Source organism: Mobilisporobacter senegalensis (assembly GCF_003752155.1).
GTDB classification, from domain to species: Bacteria; Bacillota; Clostridia; order Lachnospirales; family Lachnospiraceae; genus Mobilisporobacter; species Mobilisporobacter senegalensis.
Genome location: NZ_RJVG01000007.1, coordinates 1 through 21,206 on the forward strand (window position 1 = coordinate 1; position 21,206 = coordinate 21,206).

Here is a 21,206-nt window from a genome sequence, read left to right on the forward strand (position 1 = left end):
AGGCTTATGCGGTCTTAGCAGTCGTTTCCAACTGTTATCCCCCTGTATGAGGCAGGTTACCCACGCGTTACTCACCCGTCCGCCACTAAGTCAATGAAACTTCCACCCGAAGGCTTCCGTCTCATTGCTTCGTTCGACTTGCATGTGTTAAGCACGCCGCCAGCGTTCATCCTGAGCCAGGATCAAACTCTCAAATTTAAGCGTTAGACTTTTGCTTGTAATGGATTGACAGATGTGCATTGAAAGTTTACTTTCATAAGCACATTTGGCTATTCATGTATAAGGGCGAAATCGCGGATAACGAGGGAACTTGTTCCCGAGTTTTCTGTGATTTTGACCACAAGCAAATCAACTCTTGTTAGTTTAATCTTAACTTCAAAATTAACGTTAGCTAATTTTTCCGTTTCCTTTAGTTCTCACTAAAGTTTACTGTTTTTAGGTTGTGTCCAATTTTCATTGAACACGGTTCGTATTGAATAAATTCAATTACTGAAATTCATTTTTAACTCAGCCCGGAGGCTTTGTCTTTTTAGAATTTTCAGGGTTGTTTCACTGTTTAGTTATCAATGTTCACTGTTTTCAGCCCGTCGCTGACAACTTTTATATCATATCACATTCGACATCACAAGTCAACAATTTTTTTAATTTTTTAATTAATATATTTATTTAAACCAATTGCCGAATGGTGATATTTATTATATAGTTCTTCTGGAAAATTGTCAATACAATGTTTTAATAATTTTACCTGCTGCCCCCTCACGTCACCATGCATATGGTTCCAGATACAGCAGTTCATTCATTTTCATAGATTTCAAATCAAGAGGTTGTCCCATATACAGTAATATGTGGCAACCTCTCTATGATATTCTTTGTTTATTTTACTTTTACACTACTTGTCTTAGATTTTACTCCTGATTTTACTGCGTAAGCCGTAATCTTTTTCCCTTTTGTTAATTTCGCTGTTTTTATAGAAAAGCTTCCTTTAGAATTTGCAGTTGCTGAATATGTTTTTCCATTATATACAACATATACTTTTGATTTTGCTGCCTTTACGTAGCTCGTATTGCCAGTAGCAGTACGGTCAATATATTCAGCATATATTCCTACACTGGTAACACCATTTTCATTTTTATTACAATCTGCATCAGTTACTTTAAAAACAATAAAATATGTACCTGCTTCTAACCATGTAGTAATCGTAGTTGGTTCATAAAGTTTACCTAATTCACCGTTTTTCACTAATGCTGTACCTGGAGAATCTGTATATACCCCACAACCTACTCCTGCTGATCCAGCAGAGGGATAAAAACTTTGTTCTGCTGAAACTTTCACGATTGCCGTTTTATCAAGGGTAAAACTATACACCGTATTATAATCTGTACTACTTTCTCCTCGTGTAACTGTAGATAAAGATATATCATCCACTACACTTACCTTTATTTCTTTCGTTTCTGCCGCTCTCACTTTTAGACTGATTGGAGCGTATAGCAACGCAAACACTAATATAAGTGTAACCCAACATACCTTTTTTAAACTAATGCTTTTCATACTTTGCCTCCATTATTTAATATTTATAATCCTACACTTAGGCATTTTACAATAAAGTTATTCCATTTAAAAAACCTTCTCCTGCAAATTTCCATATAAAATAAAGTCTTTAGGCAAGAAATACATTTTCTTACCTAAAGACTTTCTATAATTATTACATTGCTATATTCGTTTTTATTCCTCAGTTGTTTCATTCGCATCAATATCGAGACTATGTATTGTTCTTCTCTTCCTTCGGGCTTCTTCTGAAGCTAAAAGTATATAATCTTTAATATCGACTGAATGTTTGACTCTGGTAATTCTAAGTTCCGGATGTGTAGTGTCCCCAGTGTAACAGATAATCGTACCAAGACCAAATATTCTTTCAAAGAAACCTCTTGTTAATCTTACATCTTGTATTTTATACATATAAGCATCATCTTCTGTTATCGTCAAAAATCCGCTTTGTATCGTTAATTTATTTTCATTTATTGTATAGGTCGTAAAATATAAAGGTAACCCAAATAAAATTGATCTCTTTTTTTCTATATAAGTCATATTTAACTCCTTTATCAAGTTCATCTACTTTTTAAAAGTTTATATCGGCTGCTCTTACCCTATTTCAGCTCAATAGAAGACTTTAAAGAATCCCTTGATACCAAAAGATTCACTTTATCCAATTGAATATCTTTAGGCACCTCAAATACCAAATATCCTTTTTCACTTTTTTCTCCCTGAATGGAAATATCAATAAATTGCATATCATTTACCAATAAAGTTAAAAGTGGGGTATATGTATTTGAATCTGCCACTAATTGATATTTGATTTCTTTATTAAGTAGATTAAACTTCGTTCCTTTAGAAGTCTTATTCTTAATATTAAATTGAACAACACATAACTTTTTATTATTTCCTGCCTCTAGAGTAAAGTACTCTTCATCTTTCTTATCCGGAAAACTATCGTACAACTTGTAGTTGGCATATTGAATATCCAAATTTTTATACCCTATTACTTCCACTAGTTCTTTATAGTCTTCAGCTTCTTTTGAATCTTTGGCATTGCCTGATGAATTTCCTTCATTCTCACTAATACCAGTAGAAGAATCTTTTTTTGTGTCACCTTCATTCAAATCAGAAGTTTTCTCTGCTTTAGAGGCTGCTTCTGCTATTATAGCCGGTGCGATTAACTTCTCATCATAAGACCTATCATATTTTAATATCATTGAAGCCATATAATCTGCTATAGCATTATAATCTTGATCAGATATATTATTGTTCAAATTATTACAGCCAGTTAAAGTAAAAGCAAGGATAATTACCATTGCAAGCATATTCTTCTTCAATATATATTCCCTCCACCCATTTATATTACACTATTATAATTATTTTATCACTAATCTGATAAATGGGCAATCCTTATTTTATACTATTGACCTTATCCTTTATATATTGGCATCTAACTCAAACCAGAATTCCACCCCATCCTCATGGTTTATTACTCCACATTCCTGATTCATTGATGTCATAATGGCTTTGACAATAGACAGACCGATTCCGCTGCCTCCATATTCCCTTGTTCTTGCCTTGTCGACTTTGTAGAATTTAACCCATATATTATCAATCTCATCTTCCGGGATATTGTTGCCCGTGTTAAAAATTGAAACTCTTACCGTACCTTCTTTTTTAACTACATTTAATTTAATAATATTTGCTCCTGACACATGATTAAGTGCATTACTTATATAGTTTGTTATTACTTCTTCGGCCATATATTCATCAGCCCACACATAGACAGGTTCTGTTTTATCAAATTCTAATTTAACCTTCTTTTGCTTAAATAATATATCAGTAGATACAATGACCGATTCAAGAACTTCAATAATATTAAAGCGTTCAATATTAAGCTGGTTGTTACCAAATTCAATTTGATTCAGAGTTAAGAGTTTCTTTACCATATGATTCATCTTATCCGCTTCATCAATAATAACTTCACAGTAAAAATCCCGGCTTGCTTCATCTTCATTTACATTCTCTTTTAGTCCTTCTGCATATCCTTGAATTAAAGCAATAGGAGTCTTAAGTTCATGGGATACATTCGATAAGAATTCTTTTCTCATCTCATCCACTTCAATCTTCTTCTGGATATCTGTCTGCAACTCATTATTAGCACCTTTTAATTCAGATATGGTTTTTTCCAATTTTTCAGACAAACTGTTAATACTAGTACCTAAGGTACCTATCTCATCTACAGTATTTACTTTATATTTCGCCTCAAAGTCTAAATTAGACATTCTTTTTGCAATATCTGAAAGATCAAGAATCGGCTTTGTGAATGACCTGCTAATAAAATACATAATGATAATGCCAACAAAGGAAGCAAAAAGTCCAACAAATCCCAAAAATTTATTTGCAATATTTACACTCTCCTGCATACTTTCTAAATTTGTCCGCAGATATATTGTTGAATCGTTATCTAAACTGCCAAACAACTCAATATATTGAGAATTCATACGATTATCATATACACGATAAATATTAAATTTTTCGGATGATCTTAAAAGGTTCTTCTTCTTTTGATTATCACTGTCATCCGTATAGTATTCATTTACTCTCGAACTAAGGATTTCTCTTTGGTTATTGGTCAATGACTTAGATGGGGGATAACTAACTTTCAAAAAAATATTAGGCTCATTATAGTAAATATCAAATATATATAAACTTATATTCTTATTCGTACTAAGCCTTTCAAAAGCCAATGCCACATCTTCTCTGATATTGGGATTTGTAAAGCTGCTTTCTAAATCAAATATATCTGAATTATAAATAGAATTAATCTGTTTATAAGTATTTCCTAACAGTTCTGTCCTTGAATATTCATAATAAAAAATCAAGAAATTTTTAAAAACCACCCAGCATAAAAAAACAGTAAGAGCTATAAATAGAGTAGAAGCTACTACCAGTTTATATTTAATTGACGTTTTCCATAGTTTATCTTTAAAAAATGTCATACATCCACCTCAAACTTATAACCCATTCCCCAGATTGTCTTAATGTAATTTCCTTTTTCGCCCATTTTACTCCTAAGTTTCTTAACGTGGGTATCAATTGTCCTTGCATCACCAAAATAATCATAATTCCATACATTATTAAGGATTTTTTCCCTGGAAAGAGCAACTCCCTGATTGACTACAAAATAAGATAATAATTCAAATTCTTTATAACTCAGATCAATATTCACATTATCAATTTTTACCTGATGAGCAGCTTTATCTAACAATATGCCTCCTATTTCGACAATATCTTCATCCAATACATTTGATCTTCTTAGAATTGCTTCTACTCTGGCCACTAAAATTTTAGGGCTGAAAGGCTTTGTTATATATTCATCTACTCCTAGCTCAAATCCAAGTAATTCATCTTTTTCATCCCCTTTGGCAGTAAGCATAATGATTGGCACTTTAGAAAACTGCCTGATTTCTCTGCATACTTGCCATCCATCCATCTTGGGCATCATTACATCCAGAATAATCAGTTTAATTTCTTTCTCTTTGAAAAATATATCTACTGCCTCTTCACCATTTTCTGCCTCTAAAACATCGAAATTTTTACGGATTAAAAAATCACTTACCAGTTTTCTCATTCTACTCTCATCATCAACGACTAATATTTTCAGCTTATCCATATATCTATGCCTCCAAATTTTATAAAGTGAAATCTAATACATGCTATTTTTTTCTATTATATCAATAAATTATGAAAAATCTATGTCTTTTTATATCGATATTGAGAGAACTCAGATCATCTATTTAGTATGCGATTAAAATGAATTTTAAATTTGTTATTCGTAAATTAACAAAAAAGAAAGCTTTGCAAACTTTGAAGAAAATTTCAAAGTTTGCAGAGCCTTCTTAGATATCATAATAAAATGATTCAATCAATATTCAGTAATATTAATTTTTTCAATAATTACATCTTTCAATGGTTTATTATTTGCGTCAGTTTCAGTTGCTGCAATCTTATCCATCACATCGTACCCAGCATACATTTGTCCAAATACAGTATGTGCATTATGAAGCCATGGGGTACCACCAACCTGAAGATAATTCATTCTGGCCTCATCAGGGATTATAATCTTATATTCCGTTTCTAACTGAGTTAATAATTCTTCTTGCACAGGTCCTGCCTGTACGAGGAAAAACTGACTTCCATTGGTTCCTGGTCCTGCATTCGCCATACATAATGCACCTCTATATGGGAACAAATCATCTGAGAATTCATCTTCAAATTCGCTGCCCCAGATACTTTCTCCTGCCATTCCTGTTCCTGTAGGGTCTCCACCTTGTATCATAAATTGATCCATTACTCTATGAAAAGTAAGTCCGTCATAATACCCGTCCTTTGCATGGGTTGTAAAGTTTTCTACTGCTTTCGGTGCGACGTCTTTAAAAAATTTCACATAAATTGAGCCATAATCTTTTACGACTAATTCAGCAACTGTTTCACCTTTTTTTGGTTCCTCAAATTGAACTCCTGAGCCATTGAGATCTTTTACTTCAGGCTTTACTGGTTCTTCTTTTTTCTTACCACATCCAGCGAAAAGGGCCACACATGTTAATAGTAAAACCATTATAATAATATGTTTCTTCATCTTTTCTTCCTCCAAATCATTAATTGATAATATCTTAGCACATAGGTTTTTTCTTTTCAAGGAAGAAAAATACTACTTTTTATTATTTATCCAATAAATTCTTCGTTAAACCTTGCCAATACAACATAGTTACTCATTACCTCCCCCTCTTCCTTAGGTTACCATGCAGAGAATTTACATGGCTTATATGATAAACAATCATCAGAAAATGATTCATTATAAGGGTAGTCTTCTTTTTTCTTTAATTCTATATTTACTATCTTTCCGCCTATAGATATGACTTTTTCTTCTATAATTTTAGTCCTCATCTCTTTATTTTTCCCTGGAGTTCCAATCATTCTCCCCCAAATAATAAGTGGCCCTGCTATAAGAATAATTATTACCAGAACTGCTGTTATTTCAAACATTATATCACCTCCAGAAGTTTTTTCTATTATTATAGCAATATTATGAAATATATTCCAGTTAATTAGTCATAACCAGAAGCATTCTGCTCTGCATAAAAATTTTAATTCTTTTAATTTAGATAGGAAAGATTGACTTTATTATTAATCCTACTATAATAGAAATAATTGTTGCATCCATCTTATAATATTACTTAATTATCACAGAAAAGATCACGATTATTAAATCATGCAGTTTAGAAAGGAAACATTATTGTGAAATATTTTTTTATTCGTCTATTACGTTTAATATTAGGGCTTTTTCTATATGCACTTGGAATCGTTGTTACAATGAATGCGCAACTGGGATATGCACCATGGGACGCTTTCCATGTTGGAATCGGAAAAATGACGGGGATAAGTATCGGAACTGCCTCTATAACAACTGGGATTATTATCGGATTAATAACCGTACTGCTTGGTGAAAAACTAGGTCTTGGCACAATTTTAAACATGGTGTTAATTGGCGTATTCCTGGATATGCTTCTTGCGCTCAACATAATACCTATAGCAGGTAATCTCCTATTGGGCACTATAATGATCATTATTGGTTTATTCATCATCGCGTTCGCTTCCTATTTTTACATAGGATCTGGGTTTGGAGCCGGTCCAAGAGATAGTTTGATGGTCGCCCTTACCCGTAAAACAGGATTATCTGTGGGTATCTGTCGTGGAACAATTGAACTTTTAGCAGTATTGATCGGGTGGAGACTTGGAGGTATGATCGGTATTGGAACAATTATCTCTGCATTTGTGATAGGATTTTGCGTTCAGAAGACTTTTAAATTAGTTAAATTTGATCCAACAAAGGTAAATCACGAGACCCTGAACCAGACATATCAAATGCTGCACAAAAAAAGCTCTACTACTTTATAAGTAATAGAGCTTTAAAATCAGCATTTCCAGCAGTTCTGGAAAACAATGGAGCTGAGGGGAATCGAACCCCTGTCCGAAAGCCCATCCATTGCGGCATCTCCCATCACAGTCATTATTTTGACATTCCCTCTATCTTACGCCTAATGACAGGCTTAAGATTTCAGTAGCTTCATAAGTTCTTTTATTTCCTCAAAGCTTTGAAAATAAAGTGCCTTGCTAATTTGATGCCGAGGTCTTAAGCCGCAAGAAGCTTAAGGTCGACAGCTGCCACTAGGCAGCGTACGCTAAATTTTCGTCTGCGTTTATATTTAATTCTAAGTTTTTATGTGGTCCTAGTCCACAGATGGCTTCCACAATTTCTAAACCCCCGTCGAAACCAGTACAACCCCGTATCATTTTGGTTGAGTGGATAACAGACGTGTTATTATAATAAATCTATATTGGGTTTTTGTCAACTCAAATTCATAATTTAAAACCGTAAATTTTTTACAATTTGAAATTTAACTATAAAAATATTGAATTACATTTGATAATCAATATTTTATAATCTTAATTTTTTTGAACCCTTTTGCTGTGACTTCTATTTTGTTTCGTTCAAATCGTGTTCAAATAATTAATAGAGATTCTTTACTTTAAAATCTTTCTCCGCTTCTCGTCTTTGATCTTTCTTGGCAATATCCTGGCGTTTATCATAAAGCTTCTTACCTCTTGCCAGACCAATCTCTACTTTTACCAGACTACCTTTAAAATATACCATTAAAGGTACAAGGGTATACCCCTTCTGAGCCATCTGCCCCATAATCTTATTAATTTCAAATTTATGAAGCAGAAGTTTTTTTATTCTAAGGGGATCTTTATTAAATATATTACCTTTTTCATATGGACTGATATGCATATTATACACATATAATTCTCCCTTTTCAGGACGGATAAAAGATTCTTTAATACTACATTTACCCATTCTAAGGGATTTTACCTCTGTTCCGTGCAATACAATTCCAGCTTCAAATGTATCTTCAATAAAAAAATCAAATCTTGCCTTTTTATTATTGGCAATCATTTTAATACTATCCTTTGACATCCTTATCCCTCCAAATAAATCTTGCCTAATTTTCGGTGGATTCTATAACATCCACAAAATCAAAATCTATGGTTCTTTGCAGTTTATCCGCACCTATTACTTCTACCGTGACTTTTTGCCCCAGTTTATACGTCTTTTTCGTATGTTCCCCAATCATCATATATCCGGCTTCATCATAGATATAATAATCATCCTGCAAATCTGCTACACGAACCATACCCTCTACTGTATTGGGTAATTCCACATACATACCCCAGGATGTGATGCCTGAAATCACTCCTTCAAATGTTTCCCCGATAAATTGCTGCATATACTCTACTTTCTTTAATTTTTCAACTTCTCTTTCCGATTCATCTGCACGCCTTTCAGTGATACTGCATTGCCTTGCAACATCATTTAAGATCTTTTCATAATGTTTTACTCTCTTTTCCCCTAGTCCACCTTTTAAGTTTTCTTTAATGATTCGATGAATCTGTAAATCCGGATATCTTCGTATAGGAGACGTGAAATGGCAATAATATTTTGCAGATAAACCAAAATGCCCTTCACAATTTGTTGTGTATTTTGCCTGTTTCATAGATCTTAGCGTAAGTCTGCTAATTAAAGGTTCTTCTGGAGTATCTTCTATTTTAGCCAATAATTTTTGTAATTCTTTTGGATGAATCTCATCCTGACCAATCTTAATCGTATAGCCAAAATTATTAATAAAAATACCAAGTTTTTCTATCTTTTCAGGGTCCGGAGTTTCATGAGTCCGATATACAAACGGCAACTCCTGCCAGAAGAAATCTTCTGCCACCGTTTCGTTGGCAATTAACATAAAATCTTCTATAATCTTTGTTGCTTTATTTCTTTCATATGGTTTAATTTCAATTGGTTTCCCATTTTTATCAAGGGAAATTTTACTTTCAGGAAAATCAAAATCAATAGAACCCCTTTTTCGTCTCTTTTCTCTTAAAATATTGGCCAGTTCTAGCATTAGCTCAAACATAGGAACAAATGCCTCATATTCTTTTATCTCAGCTTCATCTCTATCCTCAAGAATCTTCTTTACACTTGTATAGCTCATTCTTTGGTCAACATTAATTACTGTCTCAGAGAGTTTATGTCCCACAACATTTCCTTTTGCATCAATATCCATAAAACAACTTAATGCCAGACGATCCACGCCGGCATTCAGAGAACAGATACCGTTGGATAATTTATGAGGTAACATAGGAATTACCCGATCTACCAAATATACACTGGTACCTCTCTTTAGCGCTTCCACGTCTAAAGGTGAGCCCTCTTTTACATAATTAGTCACATCTGCAATGTGGACACCAAGAGTGTAAATATCATCTTTTTTTGATATGGTAATTGCATCATCCAAGTCCTTGGCATCTTCTCCGTCTATGGTCACTGTCTGTAAATTTCTAATATCCATTCGACCTGCAAGATCCTTTGTATCCACCTCTTCCGGAATATTCTCGATCTGATGAAGCACTCCTTCCGGAAATTCAAGAGGCAGATTATTTGCCATTATAATAGACATGATATCTACTCCGGGATCATTGATATGGCCTAAAATCTCTTTAATCCTGCCTTCTGGGTTCTTTTCGGCATTTCCGTAATTTGTAATATCAACAACAACTTTATGGCCTGTAACGGCACCTTTGGTATGTTCTTTTGGTATAAAGATATCTTTTGAAAACTTTTGGTTATCCGGTATTACAAACCCAAAATTATTACTCTTTTGAAAAGTACCAACAATTCTGGCATTATTTCTCTCAAGAATAGTTAACACTTCTCCTTCAACACGTTTTCCCGTCTGTTCCTTGCTTATTTTAATCTGAACAGTGTCTCCATGCATTGCTCCTTTTGTTTCATTCGCCGGAATAAAGATATCCTCTGGTTCTCCTTCGATTATCACAAAACCAAATCCCCTTTGAGTCCCTGAAAATGTGCCAACTTTAATATTACTTTCTATAATGCTATATTTCCCCTTATTATCAACTGTTATTTTACCCTCAAAAATAAGACTTTCCAATACCATTCTTAATTCGTCTTTTTCATTTTTGGGCACTTGTAAGACCATAGCTATCTCTTTAAATTTTAATGGTTCATATTGATCACTATTTATAAAATCAAATAATATTTGCTTTTTTTCTTCTAATGTTTGCTGGTTCATTTTTACACCCCTTTCAAAGAAATGTTCCTCTTTATATTATAAACTAATTCACATAAAATATATATCATTAAAAATGGAATATTTTATTCCTTAATTATATTTTCCTGAATTTTGTTTTAATTCCAAAATAAAGAAACCCTTGTTTCCATAAAAAAACACCCTTCTTACAAGGGTGTTTTGCTTGTCTTACCAGTTTAAATTAAGTAGTATTGAGATTAAAATAAATCCAATTGCTAAGTACTTGGTACCTTTTTCTAAAGCACCTTCCATAGAACGTCCTTTATTCTTGCCCCAATAAGTATCTGCAACTCCACTGATTGAACCTGTTAGTCCTGCTGATTTACCTTCTTGCATTAATACAATTACTGTTAAAGCGATACACATAATTACGTATATAATTGTGACTGCTATTCTTAACGCTGCCATATTTACACCTCCAATGCTTAACATATTGATGTTACCATATTATTACCTATATTTCAACTATTTATTTTTTGATCAAAAGAGATTTACCTGTCATTTCAGCCGGTTGCTTCATGCCCATCATCTCAATTAATGTAGGAGCTATATCTGCAAGGCATCCACCATCTCTTAGTGTATAATCCTTATCATAGTTTACCAAGATAAATGGAACAGGGTTTGTGGTATGTGCTGTAAATGGGTCTCCAGTGTTGTAATCCACTAATTGTTCTGCATTCCCATGATCTGCACAGATAAACATTTGACCATTGGTATTTAATATTTCATTATAGATCTGGCCCACACATTTATCTACTGCTTCCACTGCTTTCTTAGCTGCATCCTCAATGCCTGTATGTCCAACCATATCAGGATTTGCAAAGTTTACAACGATCACATCATATTTATCTGATCTGATAGCTTCTGTTACTTTATCGGCTACTTCATAAGCACTCATCTCTGGCTGTAGATCATAAGTCGCAACTTTTGGAGAATTTACTAATATTCTGTCTTCTCCTACATTTGGAACCTCGTTACCTCCGTTAAAGAAGAATGTAACATGGGCATATTTTTCAGTTTCAGCAATTCTTGCCTGAGTTTTTCCATTCGCAGCAAGAAATTCACCCAGGGTATTCGTAATTGCAACCTTATGGAAGGCAACTATTTTGTTTGTAATGGTAGTATCATATTCTGTAAAGCATACATAAGCAAGTTTTAAAAATCCTTTTTGACGAGGAAAGCCATCAAAAGATTCATCACAGAATGCTCTGGTAATTTCTCTTGCTCTGTCCGGTCTAAAATTAAAGAAAATTACAGAATCGTTTTCTTTTATTGTTGCTGTTGGTTTATCTCCATCCAGAATAACAGTTGGAACAACAAATTCATCATTCTTACCTGAATCATAAGATTCCTGTACTGCCACGATTGGAGAACTTGCTTTCTCACCTTCACCCAGTACCATTGCATTATATGCTTTCTCGACTCTGTCCCATCTATTATCACGGTCCATTACATAGTAGCGGCCCATAACTGTCGCAATCCTGCCCACACCAATTTCATTCATTTTTGCAACCAGCTCTTCTACAAAACTTTTTCCTGAAGTGGGTGCTGTATCACGACCATCTAAAAATACATGAACGAATACATTTTTAAGGCCTTTTTTCTTAGCCAGTTCAAGTAATGCATAAAGATGAGTGTTATGACTATGAACACCACCATCTGAAAGCAGACCATATAAATGTAAGTCTGATTTATTGCTCAGGCAATGATCCATTGCTTTTAAAAGTGCTTCATTATGAAAGAAATCTCCATCGTTAATTTCTTTTGTTATCCTTGTTAATTCTTGATAAATAATTCTTCCTGCTCCCATATTGAGATGTCCAACTTCAGAATTACCCATCTGTCCATCAGGGAGACCAACAGCCAGTCCGCTTGCATATCCTTTCACAAATGGATAATCTAATTTTAATTTATTAAGAACAGGTGTATTGGCAGATGTAACTGCATTGCCCTCTGTTCTATCATTTAATCCATAACCATCTAATATCATTAATAGTGTAGGTTTTTTATTCATACTAATTGCTCCTTCTTTATTGTAGTTAGTTAATCTTTCGGTAATACGTGGTCTCCCACAAAACCTCAATTAAAATTGTTCATCTTAATAAAGGTAACCGGAAAGAATATGTGAACCATATTCTAACCGGTTGAATGCCTTGATTTATCCTATTTATAATTTACGATTTTACCAAAATCAGGTTTTAAGCTGGCTCCACCAACTAATCCACCATCAATATCTGGCTGCGCAAATAATTCTGCTGCACTGTCTGCAGTTACACTTCCACCGTATTGGATACGGATTGCCTGTGCAGTTGCCTCATCATAAATTTCACCGATACAAACACGAATTGCCGCACAAACTTCTTGAGCTTGAGCAGAAGTAGCTACTTTACCAGTTCCAATTGCCCATATTGGTTCATATGCGATCACTGCTTTTTTAGCTTGTTCTGCAGTAACATTTAAGAATGCAACCTTAATTTGCTGACGAATCCAATCAATTGTAATTCCTTGTTCTCTTTGAGTTAAAGATTCACCACAGCAAACAATTGGAGTAATTCCATGTTCAAAAGCTTTTAACACTTTTTTATTTACTGTTTCATCTGTTTCTCCAAAATATTCTCTTCTTTCAGAGTGACCGATAATAACATATTTTACCCCAATATCAGTTAACATATTAGGAGCGATTTCTCCTGTAAATGCGCCACTTTCTTCAAAGTACATATTCTCTGCGCCAATCTCAATATTAGATCCTTTGGCTGCTTCTACCGCAATAACTAAAGAAATTGCAGGTACACAAAATACTACATCTGCATCTTCTGTAGCTACTAATGGTTTTAATTCATTGATTAATTTTATGGTCTCACTAGGAGTTTTATTCATCTTCCAGTTTCCAGCTATAATTTTTCTACGCATTGTTTTCCTCCAGGTCAAGAGACTATGATTTACATAAATATGCTTAACCATAATCCCTGTTATATATTTTACAGTTTCATTTAAAATTTAAATAGTATTTATTTATCGTTTGCTGCAGCAACACCAGGAAGTTCTTTTCCTTCCAGGAATTCAAGAGAAGCTCCACCGCCAGTTGAAATATGTGTCATCTTGTCTCCGAAACCTAATTGGTTCACTGCTGCTGCTGAATCACCACCACCGATGATCGTAGTCGCATCAATATCAGCCATAGCCTTAGCTACTGCTACTGTACCGGCTGCAAAGTTAGACATTTCGAAACATCCCATTGGTCCGTTCCATACAACTGTCTTTGCGTCTTTCACTGCATTTGCAAATAATTCCTGAGTTTTTGGTCCAATATCAAGTCCCATCCAGCCATCATCAATTCCTTCTTCATTTGATACAACTTTAATGCTTGCATCGTTTGAGAAAGCATCTGCAGCTACTGTATCAACCGGAATTAATAATTTGACATTCTTTTCTTCTGCTTTTTTAAGCATGTCTAATGCATATTGTTTGTAATCTTCTTCCACAAGTGAATTACCGATTTTCTCGCCTTTTGCTGCAAAGAAAGTAAACGCCATACCACCACCTATGATAAGAGTATCTACTTTATCAAGAAGATTATCAATAACAGAAATCTTAGAAGAAACTTTTGATCCACCAAGAATCGCTACGAATGGTCTCTTAGGATTATTCACTGCATTACCGAGGAAATCAATTTCTTTTTGCATTAAATAGCCGACTACTGCTGTCTCAACATATTTAGTTACACCAACGTTTGAACAATGTGCTCTATGTGCTGTACCAAATGCATCATTTACAAATACATCAGCTAAAGAAGCTAATTCTTCGCTAAATATATCAACATTTTTTGTTTCTTCTATTCTGTAACGAGTGTTTTCAAGAAGTACTACATCTCCATCTTTCATAGATGCTACGGCAGCTTTTGCATTTTCACCAACTACTGTCGCATCTGCAGCAAATTTAACCGGTTGTCCTAGTAATTCTGTTAATCTTACTGCAACTGGAGCTAATGATAATTCTGGTTTTGGTTCTCCCTTTGGTTTGCCAAGATGAGAGCAAAGAATTACTTTACCGCCATCTTTAATTAATTTTTTAATTGTAGGAAGTGCAGATACAAGACGATTTTCATCTGTAATTTTTCCTTCTTGTAATGGAACATTAAAATCACAACGAACTAATACTCTTTTCCCTTTTACGTTGATATCATCAACTGATTTTTTATTTAACATATGTGTAACTCCTTTCAACTTCAAACATATTTAAGATTTTAAAGACACTATAAAGGTCCGGTCCTATAGTCTAACCTACAAGACCGGACCCATATAGGATCTTATATTTTATTAAATGATAAAACCTGCTTATGCTAATTCAGCAAAATATTTGATTGTTCTAACCATTTGGCTAGTGTATGAATTTTCATTATCATACCAGGAAACAACTTTAACTAATGTTTTTCCATCTTCAAGTGGAGTAACTTTTGTTTGAGTTGCATCAAATAATGAACCATAACTAATACCAATGATATCTGATGATACTAATTCTTCTTCAGTATAACCAAATGAAGCTGATGAAGCTGCTTTCATAGCTGCATTTATATCAGCTGCAGTTACATTGCCTTCAACAACTGCTACTAATTCCGTAGTTGAACCAGTTGGAACTGGAACTCTTTGAGCTGCGCCATCTAACTTACCAGCTAATTCTGGAACAACAAGACCAATTGCTTTTGCTGCGCCAGTTGAGTTAGGAACGATATTTGCTGCTGCTGCACGAGCTCTTCTTAAGTCTCCCTTTGGATGAGGACCATCTAAAGTCATTTGATCACCTGTGTAAGCATGAATTGTAGTCATAAATCCTTTTTGGATTGGAGCTAATTTATTTAATGTATCAGCCATTGGAGCTAAACAGTTTGTTGTACAAGAAGCTGCAGAAATAATTGTATCCTCTGCTTTTAAAATGTTTTCATTAACGCTGAATACTACTGTTGGAAGATCATTTCCAGCTGGAGCAGAGATAACAACTTTCTTAGCACCTGCATCGATATGTGCTTGAGATTTTGCTTTTGATACGTAGAAACCAGTACATTCAAGTACTACGTCAACACCGATTGCTCCCCATGGAAGATCAGCTGCATTTCTTTCAGCATAGATTTTGATTTCTTTACCGTCAACAACGATAGAATCTTCTTTTGCTTCTACTTTATCAGCTAAAGCATATCTACCTTGTGCTGAATCATATTTTAACAAATGTGCTAACATTTTTGGATTAGTTAAATCGTTGATTGCTACTATTTCGTATCCTTCAGCACCAAACATTTGTCTAAATGCAAGACGTCCTATACGTCCAAAACCATTGATTGCTACTTTTACTGCCATGAATAATTCCTCCTAAAAGTTATTTTATTATTCTAAATCCTTAGTTTCCTTGGATTGATAATATTTTACCAAACCCTTAGTCCCATTTTACATAATATGATCTTAAATTTCAAGTTAAATTTTATATGATTTGCATAAATTTATCATTTTATATACATTGTGCATATAATACGAAACTTTGGTATTTTTTTTGTGCATCATTTAAAGTTTATAATTTAATAAAAAAGGGTGCTGCAAAATGTCTAAATTGTAATTTGCAACAACCCTTTTTATTCTATTATTCTACTTATTTTGCTCCTGAATTACTAGCAAGTGTTTTTACATTCATAATTTCGTCCTGAGTTGCCTTTTGAGCCGGCTGATAATAAGATTTGCTCTTCGCTAGCGTAAATAATTCATACTGGGATGTTTCGGCTTCATTACGGATTTGCTGTAATGTTTGTCGTAATTGCTGGTTCTCTGTCTGTGAAATATATTCGCTATATCTTACCAGGCATGAATTAATTCCATTTAAAGCATCTGATACCATAACTTTTTCCTGCATTCCGGCAACCTTTGGCATCCCTTGTGATCCTTGCATATCTTGCATGTCATTCTCCTCCTATTGTAAAAACTGCATTAATTGTTGTTTATTTTTTGTTGATGACTGAGCGGATTTTTGAAAAAATTGTTTTACATACGGATCTGTTGCATCCTGTGCATAGCAATTAAATTTCTGGGTTTCCGTATCACATGCTAAAATAAGATGTCTAAGATTCTGTAATTCCATTTCATTAATATTACTCACGTTATTCATAAAAAAATTCCTCCTTTATCACTATAATACACTAGTATTATTAGAGATAATGGAGGAACTTATTCATACTTATTATGTAATTTTTTGTTACAGTTCAGCTATAACAATTTTTTAATAAATATCCCAATTGCTTATAAATATTATTAAATCTGATCATATAATTCTTTGTATTTTTCTGCCGAATTATTCCATGAATAATCCATAGCCATTCCACGATCAATCAATTTATTCCATTCACGTTTTTTATTATAATAGATGGATTTTGCATATTGGATTGATGCTAACATCTCATGGGCATTATAATTTGCAAATGAAAAGCCTGTACCCGTACTTTCATACTGATTAAAAGGTTCTATCGTATCCTTTAATCCACCAGTTTCACGAACAATCGGTACGGTTCCATAGCGTAAACTCATTAATTGGCTAAGTCCACATGGTTCAAATAGTGACGGCATCAGAAAGGCATCACAGGCCGCATAAATTTTATGAGCTCTTTCGTTGGAATAAAATATATTTGCAGATACTCTGTCATTATATTTCCAAGCGAAATGTCTAAATAAATTTTCGTATTTTTCTTCCCCAGTACCCAATACAACTAACTGTGTGTCTTCTGAACAAATTTCTTCAATTACATAATCTATTAAATCAAGTCCTTTTTGGTCAGTAAGTCTTGATATAATACCAATCATGAACTTTTTATCACCCTGTCCGATTCCCAGTTCCTTTTGAAGTGCCAATTTGTTCTTACCCTTTTCTTTTCGGAATGTTTTGGCACTATAATTCCTGTATATAAATGGATCCGTCTCAGGATTATATTCATCATAATCAATTCCATTAGTAATACCCATTAAAGAATTCTCCCTGGCCTGAATCAGCCCGTCAAGACCTTCTCCATAAAAAGGCATCTTTATTTCTTCCGCATAAGTTTTACTGACCGTTGTTATAAAATCGGCATAAACAATCCCACCTTTTAAATAGTTGGCGTCACCATACGCTTCCAATTTGTCCGGCGTGAAATAATAGGAAGAAAGACCAGTTATGTCTTTTACTGTTTTTAAATCCCAGATCCCTTGAAATTTTAAATTGTGAATTGTCATTATAGTCTTAATACCTTGATAAAATTCACCCTGAGAAAATATATCTTTCAGATATACCGGTAATAATCCTGTCTGCCAATCATTGCAATGAATAATATCCGGTCTAAAATCAATGAGTGGAAGTGCTGATAGAGCCGCTTTAGAAAAAAATGCAAATTTTTCAATATCTTCATAAATCTGTCCATAAGGAGTACATCCTGAAAAATAGAATTCATTATCTATAAAATAAAATTTTATTCCGTCATATTCCATTTCCATAATTCCAACATATTGATTTCTCCAAGCAAGATCCAAATAAAAATGTGTAATATAATTCATTTGACTTGTATATGAATCAGGAATTGAAGCATATTTTGGAATCATAACCCTTACATCATATTCTTCTTTATCAAAATATTTTGGTAAAGAACCTACAACATCAGCTAATCCACCTGTTTTTATAAATGGTACACATTCAGATGCAACATACAAAATCTTTTTCATTTATCTTGTTCCTCCCACTGTAATTTGTGATTTTTAATAAGTATAATATTGTTCTATATATAATTATACTATACTTTATCTTTATTAAAAGTATAACTTCATTCAAAAAATATGAATGATTCTTTACTAATGTTAATCAATCATTATACAGTGGTAAGTAACATAAAAATACCAAGGAAAATTAAGCTCTCAGCTTGTATTCCAGGCGAATTTTGTCAGCAATCAAAGCTACGAACTCTGAATTTGTTGGTTTCCCTTTACCATTACTAACAGTATATCCAAATAAATCATCGATTGTATCCATTTTCCCTCTGCTCCATGCAACTTCAATTGCATGTCTGATTGCTCTTTCTACTCTGCTTGGAGTAGTTTTATGTCTTTTTGCAATTGAAGGATATAATAACTTGGTAATAGAATTTAACATTTCACTGTCATTTACGGACATCATAATAGCATCTCTTAGATATTGATATCCTTTGATATGGGCAGGAACACCAATCTCATGAATAATATTAGTTACATCAGATTCTAAATTCTGCTCCATATATTTTGCTTTGTTTTCAAAAGAACTCACTCTATGGTTATCAATTAATTTGTTATGTACATCGCCTTTAATCTGTTTAATTCTAGAAAGAATCATGTTGTTATCAAATGGTTTCATAATATAATAACTTGCTCCAAGCATAAATGCATTTTCAGTAATACCTTCTTGTCCTATGGCAGTTATTACGATAAAAGATGGGATTTTCTTCAAATCTGAGCTTTTGCGAACTTTTTCCATTACTCCTAATCCATCAAGTTTAGGCATAATAATGTCTAAAAGTACTACATCTGGTGTTTTTTCTTTGATAATTGTTAAAGCATCAATCCCATTATCAGCTTTACCAACTACTTCAATGTCTTTGTCGTCTTTAAGAATGTCCTCCAATAAATTTACCATTCTTTCATTGTCATCAACAATTGCCACGTTGATTTTTCCCATAATCATTTCCTCCATTTTTTAAATTGCCCATATAACCCTAAGTTTCAATTTCTGTAAATTTTTGATATAAATTTATAAATTTATATTCAATAGATAGACAATTTTGATTATACATTTCCTATTTTTAACAGTCAATAAATATATGAAAATCATCTAAAATTTAACATTTGATACAGAAAATTGTCACTAATAGTATATAGGCAATTTGCATATTTTTGATATACATTTACAAAAAATACCGATGTACTCTTTTATTTTGTTTCTTTCTTAATTATTGTACTTACTATTTTTGTAAATTATTACCATAAGTACATGATAACCAATTTTTTACAAATTATCAACCGTTTTTTATCGCAAAAATTGACATTCTTACTTATTCTACAGTCTTAAGCATATTTTCTATAAATGTGCCATACCCTTTTGTTGAGTCCTGTATAAAAACATGGGTAACCGCACCAATAATCTTATTATCTTGTATTATGGGACTTCCACTCATTCCTTGAACAATACCATTTGTTATATTTATTAATCGTTCATCTGTAATACGAATTACAAGGCCTTTACTTACATTTGAACTGTTTAATTCGATTTTTTCAATCTGGATCTCATAATCTTTTACTTCATTCTCCACCATACATCTTACATATGCTTTTCCTAACTTAACATCTTGTTTTAAACCAATTTTCATGGGTTCTAAATTTGTAAGTTCTCTAAATTGCCCTTCTAAATTTCCAAATATCCCTTGCTTAGAGTTTATTTTTATATCTCCTACTTTTTCTTCTTCTGTTTGATTGATTAAACCAACCAATTCACCAGGCGCACCTGATTTTCCTTTAACAATTTGCATTATTTTAGCGGTATGGACAGAACCTTCTTTAATATTCATTAAAAGGTTTGTATCAATATCCGTAATTCCATGACCTAAAGCACCAAATTTTCCTGTCGAATCGATATAAGTCAAAGTACCAATTCCCTGAGTATCATCTCTGATCCACGCCCCAATTTTATATTTTCCATCATTCGACATGATGGGTTTGATTTTTACATCTATTTCTTTTTTATTTCTTGTTAAAGTAAATGTCATATCTTTTCCATCACTTTTTTGTACTTCTTCAATTAATTCTTCTTTATCATTAATAGCATTTCCATTTATTTCTGTAATATAATCTCCGGATTTTAATATGTTTACTGCTGGTTCATAATTTAAACCATCTGTTGAGGGAATTGGACTGGTCCCTAACACCATGATCCCGTCTGTCTCAACATAAATTCCAATTGGAATTCCACTGGGTATCAATTCTACAGATTCGATCACATCTACATTAATTTGTTTATAATCAATTAAACCAAATAATTTAACATCGATTGTATATTGTCCAACTTCACTGGATACGATTGAAAAAGGTTTACTAAAACTTATATCAATTTGATTATCCGGTATTTTTTTGTTATTAACACTTAATACCCCTACCTCTTGTGTAGAAATCTTAGCACTCATGGGTAAGTCAAAATCAAATTCTTCTTTTTTATCTACGATCATTTTTATATTATTGGGTAGCTGACTGTCTAAATTCTTTTTTTGAAAGTAAATGATTCCCACTATATTTAAAAAAAGCATACAAATTAAGATGCTTCTATAAACCTTCTTACGATTATTAACATGATTAATGTTATGTTTAGACATCATCACGTACCTCCTTATAGAAAAAATTCTATTTGTTATAAATCCGCAAATTA

The 21,206-nt window shown here is 33.1% G+C and carries 20 protein-coding genes, 1 rRNA gene and 1 other RNA gene; 1 reads left to right on the top strand and 21 read right to left on the bottom strand.

Going from position 1 to position 21,206, the window contains the following annotated elements; translation table 11 throughout:
• The 8 genes from EDD66_RS11755 to EDD66_RS11790 all read right to left on the bottom strand — a co-directional run.
• Positions 1-198: ribosomal RNA gene (locus tag EDD66_RS11755) — 16S ribosomal RNA — on the bottom strand; the annotation flags it as partial.
• Between the two features lie 675 nt (positions 199-873).
• Positions 874-1,548: a hypothetical protein gene (locus EDD66_RS11760; RefSeq protein WP_123609790.1), complete on the bottom strand. Its 675-nt coding sequence runs from the start codon at positions 1,546-1,548 to the stop codon at positions 874-876.
• A gap of 174 nt (positions 1,549-1,722) precedes the next feature.
• Positions 1,723-2,085, bottom strand: a complete 363-nt coding sequence (locus EDD66_RS11765) for a PH domain-containing protein (RefSeq protein ID WP_123609791.1) — start codon at positions 2,083-2,085, stop codon at positions 1,723-1,725.
• 59 nt (positions 2,086-2,144) lie between these two features.
• A complete protein-coding gene (locus EDD66_RS11770; protein ID WP_123609792.1) occupies positions 2,145-2,870 on the bottom strand; it encodes a hypothetical protein in 726 nt (241 codons plus the stop codon).
• Positions 2,871-2,969: 99 nt separating this feature from the next.
• Positions 2,970-4,535, bottom strand: coding sequence for a sensor histidine kinase (locus EDD66_RS11775; protein WP_123609793.1), 1,566 nt, complete (start codon positions 4,533-4,535; stop codon positions 2,970-2,972).
• Positions 4,532-5,209 (bottom strand): response regulator transcription factor, encoded by a 678-nt coding sequence (locus EDD66_RS11780; protein WP_123609794.1) that lies wholly within the window; start codon positions 5,207-5,209, stop codon positions 4,532-4,534. Before EDD66_RS11780 ends, EDD66_RS11775 begins: the two co-directional genes overlap by 4 nt.
• Before the next feature lie 252 nt (positions 5,210-5,461).
• Positions 5,462-6,175 carry a peptidylprolyl isomerase gene (locus EDD66_RS11785; RefSeq protein ID WP_123609795.1) on the bottom strand — a complete coding sequence of 238 codons (714 nt, stop codon included), beginning with the start codon at positions 6,173-6,175 and terminating at the stop codon, positions 5,462-5,464.
• Positions 6,176-6,333: 158 nt separating this feature from the next.
• Positions 6,334-6,582: a hypothetical protein gene (locus EDD66_RS11790; RefSeq protein WP_123609796.1), complete on the bottom strand. Its 249-nt coding sequence runs from the start codon at positions 6,580-6,582 to the stop codon at positions 6,334-6,336.
• Between the two features lie 252 nt (positions 6,583-6,834).
• Between EDD66_RS11790 and EDD66_RS11795 the strand changes: the two genes are divergently transcribed.
• Positions 6,835-7,494 (top strand): YczE/YyaS/YitT family protein, encoded by a 660-nt coding sequence (locus EDD66_RS11795; RefSeq protein ID WP_123609797.1) that lies wholly within the window; start codon positions 6,835-6,837, stop codon positions 7,492-7,494.
• A 43-nt stretch (positions 7,495-7,537) separates the two neighbouring features.
• On the opposite strand, the gene ssrA is transcribed toward EDD66_RS11795, so the two are convergent.
• The 13 genes from ssrA to spoIVB form a co-directional block, all read right to left on the bottom strand.
• Positions 7,538-7,883: a transfer-messenger RNA gene (gene ssrA / locus EDD66_RS11800) on the bottom strand.
• Between the two features lie 224 nt (positions 7,884-8,107).
• Positions 8,108-8,575 carry an SsrA-binding protein SmpB gene (gene smpB / locus EDD66_RS11805; protein ID WP_123609798.1) on the bottom strand — a complete coding sequence of 156 codons (468 nt, stop codon included), beginning with the start codon at positions 8,573-8,575 and terminating at the stop codon, positions 8,108-8,110.
• Positions 8,576-8,600: 25 nt separating this feature from the next.
• Positions 8,601-10,745, bottom strand: coding sequence for a ribonuclease R (rnr, locus tag EDD66_RS11810; RefSeq protein ID WP_123609799.1), 2,145 nt, complete (start codon positions 10,743-10,745; stop codon positions 8,601-8,603).
• Positions 10,746-10,931: 186 nt separating this feature from the next.
• A complete protein-coding gene (secG, locus tag EDD66_RS11815; protein ID WP_123609800.1) occupies positions 10,932-11,171 on the bottom strand; it encodes a preprotein translocase subunit SecG in 240 nt (79 codons plus the stop codon).
• Positions 11,172-11,232: 61 nt separating this feature from the next.
• Positions 11,233-12,777 carry a 2,3-bisphosphoglycerate-independent phosphoglycerate mutase gene (gene gpmI / locus EDD66_RS11820; protein WP_123609801.1) on the bottom strand — a complete coding sequence of 515 codons (1,545 nt, stop codon included), beginning with the start codon at positions 12,775-12,777 and terminating at the stop codon, positions 11,233-11,235.
• 149 nt (positions 12,778-12,926) lie between these two features.
• Positions 12,927-13,673: a triose-phosphate isomerase gene (gene tpiA, locus EDD66_RS11825; RefSeq protein ID WP_123609802.1), complete on the bottom strand. Its 747-nt coding sequence runs from the start codon at positions 13,671-13,673 to the stop codon at positions 12,927-12,929.
• A 98-nt stretch (positions 13,674-13,771) separates the two neighbouring features.
• A complete protein-coding gene (locus EDD66_RS11830) occupies positions 13,772-14,968 on the bottom strand; it encodes a phosphoglycerate kinase (protein WP_123609803.1) in 1,197 nt (398 codons plus the stop codon).
• Between the two features lie 129 nt (positions 14,969-15,097).
• Positions 15,098-16,111: a type I glyceraldehyde-3-phosphate dehydrogenase gene (gene gap, locus EDD66_RS11835; protein WP_123609804.1), complete on the bottom strand. Its 1,014-nt coding sequence runs from the start codon at positions 16,109-16,111 to the stop codon at positions 15,098-15,100.
• Between the two features lie 286 nt (positions 16,112-16,397).
• On the bottom strand, positions 16,398-16,700 hold the full coding sequence (locus tag EDD66_RS11840) for a spore coat protein (RefSeq protein ID WP_330511135.1): 303 nt from the start codon (positions 16,698-16,700) through the stop codon (positions 16,398-16,400).
• 12 nt (positions 16,701-16,712) lie between these two features.
• Complete coding sequence (locus EDD66_RS11845) at positions 16,713-16,907, bottom strand: hypothetical protein (RefSeq protein ID WP_330511137.1); 195 nt, start codon at positions 16,905-16,907, stop codon at positions 16,713-16,715.
• 143 nt (positions 16,908-17,050) lie between these two features.
• The gene (glgA, locus tag EDD66_RS11850; RefSeq protein ID WP_123609805.1) at positions 17,051-18,487 is read right to left on the bottom strand and encodes a glycogen synthase GlgA; all 1,437 of its coding nucleotides are present in this window, start codon (positions 18,485-18,487) and stop codon (positions 17,051-17,053) included.
• Positions 18,488-18,668: 181 nt separating this feature from the next.
• On the bottom strand, positions 18,669-19,469 hold the full coding sequence (gene spo0A / locus EDD66_RS11855) for a sporulation transcription factor Spo0A (protein WP_123609806.1): 801 nt from the start codon (positions 19,467-19,469) through the stop codon (positions 18,669-18,671).
• 373 nt (positions 19,470-19,842) lie between these two features.
• Positions 19,843-21,156 carry a SpoIVB peptidase gene (gene spoIVB, locus EDD66_RS11860; RefSeq protein ID WP_123609807.1) on the bottom strand — a complete coding sequence of 438 codons (1,314 nt, stop codon included), beginning with the start codon at positions 21,154-21,156 and terminating at the stop codon, positions 19,843-19,845.
• Positions 21,157-21,206 lie beyond the last annotated feature (50 nt).